Here is a 12541-nt window from a genome sequence, read left to right on the forward strand (position 1 = left end):
TCCCTCGATGGGAAAGGTGCCCGCGAAGCGGGCGGATAGGGTGCGGCCCGAAAGGGCCGACTTGAAGGACACCCGTGACGATCACATCAGTCCGTTGCCACGAACGCCTTCTCGACCACGAAATCTGCAGGTGCGGCGTTGGAGCCTTCGACAAAACCCCGGTCCAGACAGATCTGGCGGGTGTCCTTGAGCAAGCCCTCGGATCCGCAGATCATCACCCGATCTACCGCCGGGTCGAAGGCCGGAACGCCGAGATGGTCGAACAGCTCGCCGGAATTGATCATGTCGGTGACGCGACCCTTCACCGGGCCGTCATCGCGGGTGACAGACGTGAAGTGCACGAGTTTCTCGCGCGCCATCTCGCCGATCAGCTCGTCTTCCTTGGTCGCGGCGACCAGCTCTTCGCCGTATTTGAGTTCCGCCAGCTCGCGGCAGGTGTGGGTGAGGATGACCTCGTCGAATTTCTCATAGGTCTCCGGGTCGCGGATCAGGCTGGCGAAGGGCGCGATGCCCGTGCCGGTCGACACCATGTAGAGACGCTTGCCCGGTTTCAGAGCGTCGAGCACCAGCGTGCCGACGGGCTTCTTGCCGAGCAGGATTTCATCGCCTTCCTGGATGTGCTGGAGGCGGGAGGTCAGCGGACCATCGGGAACCTTGATCGAATAGAAATCGAGCGCTTCATCCCAGAACGGGCTGGCGACCGAATAGGCGCGCAGCAGGGGTTTGCCGTCTTCTTTCGGCAGGCCGATCATGATGAATTCGCCAGACCGAAAGCGGAAGGCCGCCGGGCGGGTGATGCGGAAATGAAAGAGGCGATCCGTATAGTGTTTGACCGAGAGAACGGTCTCGATCGTATACGGGCCCGGCTTGGCCGAGATCTTGTTTTTTTCGCGCGCAGGCTCAGTGGTCATGACATTCATTTCGTAACTCGTCTGTCGGTGAGGCGCCTAGGCGTCTTCCCCGGGCGCTTCGGTAATCGTCCACGAGGGAACGGGCAAGCCCCGGCTCATAAGGAATTCAGGATTGAACAGTTTACCGGCATAACGCGCACCGGCATCACACAGCATGGTGACGATGGTTTTGCCGGGGCCAAGATCGCGCGCCAGGCGCATCGCGCCAGCGATGTTCACACCGGCAGACCCGCCCAGTGAAAGGCCTTCCTGTTTGATGAGATCATAGAGGATGGGCAGCATTTCCGCGTCTTCGATGCGGTAGATATTGTCGACCTCAAGCCCTTCAAGATTACCGGTGATACGGCCCACACCGATGCCTTCGGTGATGGATGAGCCTTCGCCCTTCAGCTCGCCGGTCGTGTAATAGCTATAGAGCGCAGCGCCCGCCGGATCGGCGACACCTATTTTCACGTCCTTGCTGAAAGCGCGCAGACCTGCGGCAACACCGGAGATCGTGCCGCCGGTGCCTGCCGCACAGATGAAGCCATCAACCTGGCCATGGGTCTGTTCCCAGATTTCCGGGGCGGTGGTTTTCTCGTGGGCCCGGCGATTGGCGAGGTTGTCAAACTGGTTGGCCCAGATCGCCCCGGCCGGATTGCTCTCATTGAGCTCTTCAGCCAGACGTTTTGAGAAGTGTACAAAATGGTTCGGGCTTGAGAACGGCGCGGCATCGACCTCGATGAGGCGGGCACCAAAGGAGCGGACCGTATTCTTTTTCTCTTCCGACTGGGTGCGCGGCATGACGATGGTGACGTCATAACCCAGCGCGCCGCCCACCAGGGCGAGGCCGATGCCGGTATTGCCAGCTGTGCCCTCCACGATGGATCCGCCCGGGCGCAGCGTGCCTGCGGCCTCGGCTTCACGCACGATATTGAGCGCGGCGCGGTCCTTGACCGAGCCGCCCGGATTGAGGAATTCGGCCTTGCCGAGAATTTCGCAGCCGGTCGCTTCCGACGGCCCGTCGAGCCTGATCAGCGGCGTATTGCCGATCAGGTCCAGAACATGTTGTGAAGACACGAGGCGTGCCCTTTCGTCTTTATTCTGCTGCTACCGGAGCTTCTAGCGGGCTCGGGCGGTGAATGCCACATTCTGACTTGTCCTGGCCGGACCAGCGGCCGGAGCGGACATCGCCGTCGGTTGCCGGTGCGGTACAGGTCCAGCAGCCAATGGAGGCATACCCCATTTCCGTCAGCGGGTGTCGCGGCAAATCGTAGCGTTCAAAATACGCATCGATCTCTTCGGCTGACCAGTTGGACAGCGGATTGACGCGAATACGGCCATTGATGCGTTCCACCAGGGGCAGGCTCAGCCGGTCGCCGCCATGGAAACGTTTGCGACCGGTGATCAGCGCATCATACTCGTTCAGCACGCCATCAAGCGGCCGGACCTTGCGCAGATCACAGCAGGCATCGGCATTGCGGCTCCACAGCTTGCCATCTGCATCCTCGGCAGAAATCTCGGTTTCGCTGGGGCGGATGACACGCACATTGGTCAGGCCGAGTTTCTCGCTAAGCTCGCGCTGATACTGCTCGGTCTGAGCAAACAGGCGGCCGGTATCCAGGAAAAGAACCGGGGTGTCCGGTGCCACACGCGATACCAGATGCAAGCCGATCGCGGCTTCGGCGCCAAAGGAGGACATGATCGCAATGCGGCCCTTCCAGGTGTTCTCGATGGCGTCTCGCAGAACTTCCAACGCGTCCTGCTCACGATATTTGGCGTTCAGCTGGGTCAGGTCAGCGCCCGAGCGCTCGCGCAGATCAATGATGGTCGCGGACTGGTCATTGGCCGGTTGATAGGCCAGAGAGAATTGCGCTTCCGCCTTTGCCCAGTCCGCCGCCAGATCGCCGCGATCGGGGGCGATGGCATCAAAACCCACACGCTTCAGGAAACCGGCCTGGTCCGGGATGATATCGCCTGTCGCCCGCAGGCGACCCGCAAAGCCCAGGCGCTGGCGCAGCTGGCTGGCCAGGGTGAAGCCTCGACCGTCCTTGAAGCTGTCGAATTCAATGTCGACCTGGATCGCGCCTTCGACGCGGTCCTTGACGTCGCGCCAGTGGTCCGCGCCATTCAGGGTGACGATATCGCCGCCTCCGGCCGCCAGCTGGGCGTCGGTGAGGGTGCGGGTCTGGTGATCAAGCTGCGAGGTCAGCATAGATAGCCTCCTTGAAAGCGTCGCTCCCCAGGCGGCGCAGCGTGTCGATGAAACATTCATCGCCCCGGCGTTGGGCGAGATAGGATTTGAGGATGCGGGCGATAGCGCCTGGCACGTCTTCCGCGGCCAGGCCCTTGCCGACGATCTCGCCGATCGAGGCATCGGCGCCAAAGGCACCGCCCAGGGTGATCTGGTAGAATTCCTCGCCACGTTTATCGACGCCGAGAACACCAATCGCCGCAACATGGTGGTGGCCACAGGCATTGATGCAGCCGGAAATCTTGATCGTCACCTCGCCCGCGGCCTCGGACAGGCCTTCGGCCTCCAGCGTGTTGGAAATGGCCTGGGAGACCGGGATGGAGCGCGCATTGGCGAGATTGCAGTAGTCCAGGCCCGGGCACGCCACGATATCCGTCGCCAGACCGGCATTCGCAGTTGCCAGCTTGGCATCAACCAGGGCCGTCCACACCGCGAACAGGTCTTCATTGCGCACATGCGGCAGGACCAGGTTCTGGTCCGGGGTCACGCGCACTTCGTCAAAGCCGTAACGTTCCGTCAGGTCAGCAACGACCTGCATCTGTCCGGTCGTGGCATCGCCCGGCGTGCCACCGATCGGCTTCAGTGAGATGACGACGCTGGACAAGCCGGCTGTCTGGTGGTCGCGGCGATTGTGCTTCAACCAGTGGCGGAAAGCGGCGGGGCCGGCTTCGGGCACCGGCGAGACTTCCGTGATCGACGGCGTGGAGAAGAAACTGCGAATGCGCAGGATCTCGCTCTCGGGCAGGCGCAGCTCGCCGTCGCGGATATAGGACCATTCCTCATCCACCTCGGCAGCGAACGCCTCGACACCCAGCGCATCGACCAGGATCTTGATGCGGGCCTTGTAGAGATTGTCGCGACGGCCGTGCTGGTTGTAGACGCGCAGGATGGCAGTCAGATAGCTCAGCAGGTCACGCGGCTCGACGAAATCCTTGACCAGGCGGGCCAGGCGTGGCGTACGGCCCTGACCGCCGCCCACCCAGACTTCAAACCCGCGTGCGCCGGCCTCGTTCTCAACGATCTGCAGGCCGATATCGTGCACACGAATGCCTGCACGGTCCTCGGCAGCGCCATTGATGGCGATCTTGAATTTTCGCGGCAGGAAGGTGAATTCCGGGTGCAGGGTCGACCACTGGCGAATGATCTCTGCCCAGGGGCGGCTGTCTTCCAGCTCGTCTGCGGCCGCACCGGCAAACGGGTCCGCGGTGACATTGCGGATGCAATTGCCTGAAGTCTGGATCGCGTGCATCTCGACCGAGGCCAGCTCCTCGAGAATGTCCGGGATATCGACCAGGGACGGCCAGTTGTACTGGATGTTCTGGCGCGTGGTGAAATGTCCGTAGCCGCGATCGTATTTTCCCGAGATCGTCGCCAGCATGCGCATCTGTTCGGCACGCAGGGCACCGTAGGGAATGGCCACACGCAGCATGTAGGCGTGCAGCTGCAGATAGACACCATTCATCAGGCGCAGCGGCTTGAACTGGTCCTCGGTCAGGCGGCCATCAATGCGGCGCTCGACCTGGTCGCGGAATTCGGCGATGCGTTCGCGGACAAGCCGGGCATCAAAATCGTCATAGCGATACATCAGGCCGCCCCCAGGGTGCGGGTCGTACCTGCTGTCGGGCCGGCGAGGCGAATGCCTTCGCGGCGCCATTTCTGGCCGCCGGGTTCGCCCTCGGTGTAATCGATCAGATAGGGGCCGACGGCGATGCCAAACTCGCCCTCTGCGATGGCGAGGGCATTGTCGGCTTCGTCATTGTCCAGCGGCTGGGCCTCAGCCAGGCTGGGCGTCCATTGACCGTCAGAGGTGCGGTAGATCACGCGACCATCGGTCAGGCGGTTTGCGGTGATGATTTTCATGCGGAGTACTCCAGCGCAGGCACAGCTGCGCGATTGGCAAAGGCGGCGGTCTCGCCGACAAAAATGATGGACGGCCCGGAGACCGCTTCACGCTGGACCAGGGCAGAGAGCTCACCCAGCGTTCCGGTCAGGCGCCGCTCATTGGCATGGGTGCCGTTTTCGACGATGGCGATGGGCGTGGACGGATCGCGTCCGGCCAGCAAGAGTTTTGTCTCGATCCGGGCCGAGGCACCAACACCCATGTAAAAGACACCGGTCGTGTTGGGGGCTGCGAGCATGCGGTAATCCGCGTCCGGGCCATCCTGTTTGACCACACCGGAGGCAAAGGTCACGCTTTGCGCGTGATCGCGATGGGTCAGCGGAATTCCGGCGGAGGCGGCACAGGCAACGGCGGCGGAAATGCCGGGCGTCACTTCGACATCGATACCGGCAGCGCGCACGGTTTCCAGCTCTTCACCGCCACGACCAAAGACAAAGGGGTCGCCGCCCTTGAGGCGGACAACGCGCTGACCCTTGCGGGCCTCGCGAATGAGAATGTCCTCGATACGTTCCTGGGGCACAGGGTGGTGACCCTGTTTCTTGCCGACATCGATGCGCGCAGCATCGCGGCGGGCCAGATCCAGTACCTCTTCACTGACCAGCCGGTCATGAACGATCACATCGGCTTCACGCAGCAGGCGTGCTGCTTTCAGCGTCAGCAATTCCGGATTGCCCGGGCCAGCCCCGACCAGGTGGACAATACCCGCGCGCTCCGGCGCAGGGGCATTGAGCTGGCGCAACATCTCGCGGCGCGCGCCGGACTTGTCACCGGCCAGCGCCAAGTCGCGGGCCTTGCCGCGCAGGGCGCGTTCCCAATAGGCGCGACGATCATCAAACCGTTCGAAGACGGTTTTGACCGTCGATCGCAGTTCACGCGCCAGATCGGCGATGACGCCGACACGCGCGGGAATGAGTTGCTCGATAGCGGCACGCAAATCGACCGAGAGAACCGGCGCGGCTCCGCCCGAGGCGATGGAAATGACGATGCCGTCGCGATCCACGATCGCAGGCGTCTGGAAATCGGATGCGGCGGGACTGTCAACGATATTGACCTGGGAACCAGCCTTGCGAGCCGCATCGGCCTGACGCTCGATCGCGTCCGTCTCGCCACCGGCAATGAAAACTAATGTCGCGCCACGAAAATCCTTCCGTGTCGGCTCACGGCGGATAACCTCGGCGTATTGGGCGATGTCCGAGGGTACGGGATCAGTGGCATCACCGATGAACCACTTCAATCGGCATGGGGAAGCCTTGAATAGACGTACTTTCGGCTCCGCCATCAGGCCGAAGCCCGACACGATGACCGTTTTTCCCTCCAAGGGAATGGAAGCTGGAAATGTACGCATTGTTCAATCCGATCCTGCGCTTTCGTGGCGCGACCGGTTCAATATTTCTATTGCTTATGGTGAATTCAAACGAGGAATATTGGCTTTTCAGTTTAGAAAAACTATATGAAAGCCATGTCCATCGATCGCCTGCCTCCGCTCAACGCCCTGCGCGCCTTCGAAGTCGCTGCCCGCCTGCAGAGCTTCTCCAAGGCAGCAGAGGAACTTGCCGTGACACCGGGTGCGATCAGCCAGCAGATCCGTCTGCTGGAAGATCATATCGGTCAGGCCCTGTTTGAGCGGCAGGGGCGGGTCATGGTGCTGACCGAGGCCGGCAAGGCCGGAGCGGAACTGGCCAGCGATGCCTTTTCGCGACTGTCCGACACGGTGAGAGCCATGCGCAGCCCGTCCCAGCGCCGCAGTCTGACGGTCTCTGTAGCGCCGTCCTTTGCCGGGAAATGGCTGGCACCAAGGCTTTATCGCTTCCAGGAAATCTATCCCGATATCGAGGTCTGGATTTCGGCCGATCGGGAGCGTGCGGACCTGTCGGGCGGAGCAGCGGATCTGGGCATCCGCTACGGTCCCGGCGGCGATGCGACGTTGAATGAACAGCGTCTCCTGAAAGAGGAGGTCCTGCCGGTCTGTTCACCGCAATTGCTGGGAAATGGTTCGAGCATCCGCTCACCGGCGGATCTGGCGCAGCAGACCCTGTTGCACGATGCCTCGCCGGAAAGTGATGTGGATGGCGCGGACTGGCCGTCCTGGTTCCGGGCGCGCGGTGTTCGCGGTCTGCGGGTCGAGGGCGGCGTCCGCTTCAACCAGTCAGCCCTGGTCATCGATGCGGCTGTTGCCGGCCGCGGTGTCGCCCTCGCCAAACGTGCCCTGGCCCAGAATGATCTGGCTGCCGGGCGGCTGGTCGCCATGTTTGCCGATGGCACGGTCCCGGTTCGGTCGGCCTATCACATCGTGACCGCCCGCAATCGCCCGCTCGACGTCGACGCACAGCGTTTCATCGACTGGCTCATTGCCGAGGCGCATGACCATGAACACTCGCTGGACGAGTTGTAGAATTGAGCGGCCCGACCGCCCGTGCAGAGCCGGGCCGCTCCGGGCCTAGAACCGGTAGCGGATGCCTGTGCGAAGGCCTGCGAAGTCCAGTTCATTCTCGCTGACAATACCGCCCTTGTCGCGCGGAGTGTCGAAATCGACATCCGTGCTGATGCGGTATTCGCCGAAGCCGGAAATGCGGTTCGTGAGCGCGATCTCGGCGCCGGCGCCGTAAACGAGGGCCCATTCGTCCTGCTCAACCAAATCGGTTGGCGGGGCGAAAGTGTAGGCGAGGTTGCTGTCGAAACGGTAGTTCGTGGCACCGATCAGGCCGTAGACGCCGAACCGGTCGGTGACGTCCAGCCCGGCGCGGAAATCGATGCCATAGGAGCTGTCCAGCTCGACATTCGAAATGAGAACATTGTTGATGTTCGTCGTTTCCGCCGTTTCATCGGCATAAAAAACCTCGATGGCGGTGAAGTAGTCGTTTTCCAGCTCCCATCGATAGCCCAGGCCCAGGAAGACACTAGCGCTGGTATCGCGGTCTCTGGAGCTGAGGCTGGGCCCGTCGGCTGGTCCGGTGGTTGGGCCATTGCTGCCGGTATTGCGGGTCAGACCCTGTTCGATAGTTGTGTTGTTGAGACCGCCGGAGACATAGAAGCCGTCCTGGGCAAAACTGGTGGAGGAGACGCCGAGCGTGCCGATGGCGATAAGCAGGGCAGTGGAGATTTGGTTTTTCATTTTCGATCCCTTTTTCGGTAGGCGCTTGGTGCGCTGCGCAGAAAAGGGATCGGTCAGCGATCACATTCAAATCAGCTAACCGGAAGAAAATGCTCACGGGGTGACACGGGTTTGCGCAGCGTCATCAACTCCTTGTGAGCTTTCGCGAATGTGAGGATTGCTCACGCCCTGCTTCCGGCGGGGCGTGGAAATGGCGCATGCCAAAACGCTCCGGAGGCCCGGAAAATACGCGCTCCCCCGATCAGGGGAAGGTAAATCGGCCGCGCTCGCGCTAACGTCATCGCTCACTCAGGAGATTGTCATGAAACAGCTGCTCGAACCCGTTTTCACCCTGCTGACTGGCGTCGGCTTCATGCTTTTCCTGGCTGTTGCGATGAAACTGCGAAGACGGATGAGTGATCGAGGTGGCCGGATGATCCTGTTTGGTTACCTGGCTTTTCCGCTGAGCTTCCTTCTCTTTTCCTTCGCCGGTCGGGAAAACACCCTCAACAAGGCGTCCGACATGATCCTCGCCGGTGGGGGTGTTGTGATGCTGGCCATGTTGCTGATCGGAGGTGGTCTCCATCTGCGCCAGGGACGCGATTGAGCTGTTAACGATCACATGACGGCGTTTTCTTGAGACCGCGTCGCAAGCGCAAACAAACAAGGTGTTGCAGGCGAAATCTCCTTGACCGGAAAGGAAGGCTGGTTGTGACTATGCCCTTCGAATGGATACGCAATCAGCCGTCCGGCTGATGTTCTCAGCGCCGGGGAGGGGATCTTGAAGCCGACCGATGTGAAGGATCCGGACTATTTCCATAAAGTCGTGGACTGTCAGTGGGCCTGCCCCGCGCATACGCCGGTGCCGGAATACATCCGGCTGATCGCCCAGGGCAAATTCACCGAAGCCTATCTGGTCAATCGTCGATCGAATGTCTTTCCCGGCATTCTCGGCCGCGTCTGCGACCGCCCGTGCGAGCCGGCCTGTCGCCGCGGTCGTGTCGAGGAAGAGCCGGTCGCCATCTGTCGCCTCAAGCGTGTGGCTGCGGACCATCGCGACGAGGTTGCGCACCTGGTGCCGCAAAGGCCCGAGCGAACCAATGGCAAGAAGATTGCGCTTGTGGGCGCTGGCCCAGCCTCGCTGACCGTGGCCAATGATCTGGCTCCCCTCGGCTATGAGTGCACGGTGTTTGAGGCGATGCACCGCCCGGGTGGTCTGATGATCTCCAACATCCCCGCCTTCCGTCTGCCGGAAGAAGTGCTGGATGAGGAGATCGGCTATATCGAGAAGATGGGTGTCGAGATCAAGCTCAACCACCGTGTCGAGAGCCTCAAGGCGCTCAAGGACGAGGGTTATGACGCCATCTTCATCGGTTCCGGTGCGCCCAAGGGCAAGGACCTGAAGATCGAGGGTCGCGATGAGGCGGAAGCCAATATCCATATTGGTATCGAATGGCTGGAAAACGTCGCTTTCGAGCACACCAAGGCTATCGGCAAGAAAGTTCTGATCATCGGTGTTGGCAATACGGCGATGGATTGCTGCCGGACCTCGCTGCGTCTGGGCGCGGATGATGTGAAGGTCATGGCGCGCAAGCCGCGCGAATTCTTCAAGGCCTCGCCATGGGAGCTTGAGGATGCCGAGGAGGAGAATGTCGAGATCCTCGTCAATCACTCCCCGAAGCGTTTTGTCGTCGAGAACGGCAAGCTGACCGGTATGGAGTTCGAGCTGATGGAATACCAGCTTGATGAAAGCGGTCGTATCACTGACACCAAGGTCGCCGGTCGCAAGATCATCCCTTGTGACGATGTCATTCTGGCCATCGGCCAGGAGAACGCCTTCCCCTGGATCGAGCGGGATGCGGGCATCGAGTTCGACAAGTGGGGCGTACCGGTCGTTGACGAGACCACGCATGAGTCCACGGTCAAGGGCGTGTTCTTTGGTGGTGACAGTGCCTTTGGTCCCAAGAACATCATCTGGGCCGTCGAACATGGTCACCAGGCTGCAATCTCGATCCATAAACACTGCCAGGGCGAAAGTGTCGCCGAACGCATGCCACGCGGGCTCAATCTCAACTCTGCCAAGATGGGCGTGAACGAGTGGATGTACTCCAACGCCTTCGACGCGTCGGATCGCCGGGAGATGCCGCTTGTGGAACTCAAACAGCGCCTGGCCGATCGTCGCAAGGAAGTCGAGGTCGGCTTTACCGACGAGCAGATCATCACCGAGGTTCAGCGTTGTCTGAACTGTGACGTCCAGACGGTGTTCGAGGCGCCGCTCTGCAAGGAGTGTGATGCCTGTCTGGATATCTGTCCGGTGGATTGCCTGTCGATCGTCCCGGCCGCGGAAGAGGCGGATCTGCGCCAGACGCTGCGTGTTCCGGCGAACAATACCGAACAGGCCGTCTATGTCTCCGAGCCACTCAGGGATACGGGGCGGGTCATGGTGAAGGACGAAGACCTGTGCTTGCACTGTGGCCTGTGTGCGGAACGTTGTCCGACCTCTGCCTGGGACATGCAGGACGCTGATATTTTCATTCCTCATGCCATCGAGGAAGCCGAGGGAGTCGCTGCAGAATGAATGCTGTTGCCAAGATCCAGCCCGACGTGCGGGTCAATGATTTCGTTCTCAAGATCGCCAATGTGAACGGAACCGGTTCTGCCTCGGCCAATGGTCTGCTGATGAAGGCCATTTTCCGCATGGGTGTGCCGGTGGTCGGCAAGAATCTCTTCCCGTCCAACATCCAGGGCCTGCCGACCTGGTACGAGATCCGTTTGACCAAGGATGGTTACCGGTCCCGTGCGGGTACGACAGAATTCATGGTCGCCATGAATGCGGAGACCTATGCCCAGGACCTCGCCGAGGTCTCTCCGGGCGGTGTGATCTTGTATGACGACACCTGGCCGCGTCCGGAGATGCACGCCCGCGAGGACATCACCGCGATCGGGGTTCCGCTGGCGCGCATGTGCAATGCCGAGTTCGACAATGCCCGCACCCGGGTGCTGATGAAGAATATGGCCTATGTTGGCGCAGTCGCTGCGCTGACGGGCATTGATGTTGAGATCATCCGCAGCATGGTCGAGGAGATGTTCGGCACCAAGGCGCATCTGATCGAAGCCAATATGAAGGCCATTCAGCTGGGTCTGGACTATATCCGCGAGAAACATGCAGAGCCGCTGAATCTGCGGGTTGAGCCGATGGACAAGACGGCTGGCCACATCATGATCGATGGCAATACAGCGGCCGGTCTCGGTGCGGTTTATGCCGGGGCGACATTCGGTGCCTGGTATCCGATTACCCCGTCGACCTCGCTGATGGATGGCTACAAGGCCTTCTGTGAGAAGTTCCGGGTCGACAAGGAAACCGGAGAGAAGAATTTCTGCATTATCCAGGCCGAAGACGAACTGGCCTCGATCGGCATGGCTGTAGGTGCAGGCTGGAATGGCGCGCGCGCTTTCACCCCGACATCCGGCCCGGGAATTTCGCTGATGAGCGAGTTCATCGGCTTTGCCTATTATGCTGAAATCCCGGTGGTGTTGTTTGACGTCCAGCGCGCAGGGCCCTCAACGGGCCTGCCGACGCGGACCCAGCAGTGCGATCTGACCATGGCGGCCTATGCCAGCCACGGAGATACCAAGCATATCTGTGTCTATCCCGCCGACCCGCGTGAGTGTTTCGAGATGTCGGTCCAGTCGTTTGACCTGGCTGAGCGTTTCCAGGCACCGGTTTTCTTCATGACCGACCTGGATATCGGTATGAATGACTGGATGATTGAGGAGCTGGAATGGGATGACAGCTACGTACCCGATCGCGGCAAGGTGCTGAGTGCCAAGGAACTTGAGGCGATGGAAAAATTCTATCGCTATGAAGATCGGGATGGTGATGCGGTGCCCTATCGAACCTTGCCTGGTACGCATCCCAAGGGCGCTTACTTCACCCGTGGTTCCGGCCATAACTGGAAAGGCGGATACACCGAGGATGGCGTTGAGTACCAGGAAGTGCTGGACCGGCTGACCCGCAAGTGGGAAAGCGCCGCTGACACAGTTCCCGGGCCAGTGATTGTCGACGCGGGCAAGCCGACTCGCCGGGCGATCATTTCGATCGGTGGTTGTGACGGAGCCGTGCGAGAGGCGCTGGACCGGTTCAATGAAGCTGGCTTGCCGCTGAATTACCTGCGAGTGCGCGGATTCCCGTTTAATTCGGAAATCGAAGCCTTCATGGCAGAGCATGACGAGATCTTCGTGGTCGAGCAAAACCGCGACGCCCAGTTGCGCAGCCTGCTGATCAACGAAACTTCGGTCGACAAGACCAAGCTCGTCCCGATCCTGGATTATGCCGGGATGCCCGCCAATCCGGAGTTCATCTACGACGCCATCATGGCGCATTGCGAGACGGAGGAGGCGTAGTC

The 12541-nt window shown here is 60.8% G+C and carries 11 protein-coding genes; 4 read left to right on the plus strand and 7 right to left on the minus strand.

Going from position 1 to position 12541, the window contains the following annotated elements; translation table 11 throughout:
• Positions 1-86 precede the first annotated feature (86 nt).
• Genes SIC17_RS09890 through cysG form a run of 6 tightly spaced genes read right to left on the minus strand, consistent with a single transcriptional unit; the run spans position 87 to position 6389 of the window.
• Positions 87-920 carry a ferredoxin--NADP reductase gene (locus tag SIC17_RS09890; protein ID WP_412545241.1) on the minus strand — a complete coding sequence of 278 codons (834 nt, stop codon included), beginning with the start codon at positions 918-920 and terminating at the stop codon, positions 87-89.
• Positions 921-947: 27 nt separating this feature from the next.
• Positions 948-1970: a cysteine synthase A gene (locus SIC17_RS09895; protein ID WP_291891411.1), complete on the minus strand. Its 1023-nt coding sequence runs from the start codon at positions 1968-1970 to the stop codon at positions 948-950.
• Between the two features lie 19 nt (positions 1971-1989).
• Positions 1990-3105, minus strand: coding sequence for a phosphoadenylyl-sulfate reductase (locus SIC17_RS09900; protein WP_412545242.1), 1116 nt, complete (start codon positions 3103-3105; stop codon positions 1990-1992).
• Positions 3086-4729: a nitrite/sulfite reductase gene (locus tag SIC17_RS09905; RefSeq protein WP_412545243.1), complete on the minus strand. Its 1644-nt coding sequence runs from the start codon at positions 4727-4729 to the stop codon at positions 3086-3088. The genes SIC17_RS09900 and SIC17_RS09905 overlap by 20 nt, the downstream gene beginning before the upstream one ends.
• A complete protein-coding gene (locus tag SIC17_RS09910; protein WP_291891414.1) occupies positions 4729-5004 on the minus strand; it encodes a DUF2849 domain-containing protein in 276 nt (91 codons plus the stop codon). Before SIC17_RS09910 ends, SIC17_RS09905 begins: the two co-directional genes overlap by 1 nt.
• Entirely contained in the window at positions 5001-6389 is a 1389-nt protein-coding gene (gene cysG, locus SIC17_RS09915; protein ID WP_412545244.1) for a siroheme synthase CysG, read from the minus strand. The genes SIC17_RS09910 and cysG overlap by 4 nt, the downstream gene beginning before the upstream one ends.
• Before the next feature lie 114 nt (positions 6390-6503).
• Between cysG and gcvA the strand changes: the two genes are divergently transcribed.
• Positions 6504-7436, plus strand: coding sequence for a transcriptional regulator GcvA (gene gcvA, locus SIC17_RS09920; protein WP_412545245.1), 933 nt, complete (start codon positions 6504-6506; stop codon positions 7434-7436).
• Positions 7437-7481: 45 nt separating this feature from the next.
• Here gcvA and SIC17_RS09925 read toward each other — a convergent pair whose 3' ends face one another.
• Positions 7482-8156 (minus strand): outer membrane protein, encoded by a 675-nt coding sequence (locus SIC17_RS09925; RefSeq protein ID WP_412545246.1) that lies wholly within the window; start codon positions 8154-8156, stop codon positions 7482-7484.
• 301 nt (positions 8157-8457) lie between these two features.
• On the opposite strand from SIC17_RS09925, the gene SIC17_RS09930 reads away from it, so the two are divergent.
• From SIC17_RS09930 to SIC17_RS09940, 3 genes are all read left to right on the plus strand, one after another.
• Complete coding sequence (locus SIC17_RS09930; protein ID WP_412545247.1) at positions 8458-8742, plus strand: hypothetical protein; 285 nt, start codon at positions 8458-8460, stop codon at positions 8740-8742.
• Between the two features lie 174 nt (positions 8743-8916).
• Positions 8917-10713 (plus strand): FAD-dependent oxidoreductase, encoded by a 1797-nt coding sequence (locus SIC17_RS09935; protein WP_412545248.1) that lies wholly within the window; start codon positions 8917-8919, stop codon positions 10711-10713.
• Positions 10710-12539 carry a 2-oxoacid:acceptor oxidoreductase subunit alpha gene (locus tag SIC17_RS09940; RefSeq protein ID WP_412545249.1) on the plus strand — a complete coding sequence of 610 codons (1830 nt, stop codon included), beginning with the start codon at positions 10710-10712 and terminating at the stop codon, positions 12537-12539. The genes SIC17_RS09935 and SIC17_RS09940 overlap by 4 nt, the downstream gene beginning before the upstream one ends.
• Positions 12540-12541 lie beyond the last annotated feature (2 nt).

Source organism: Maricaulis sp. MIT060901 (genome assembly GCF_047123815.1).
Taxonomy (GTDB): Bacteria; Pseudomonadota; Alphaproteobacteria; order Caulobacterales; family Maricaulaceae; genus Maricaulis.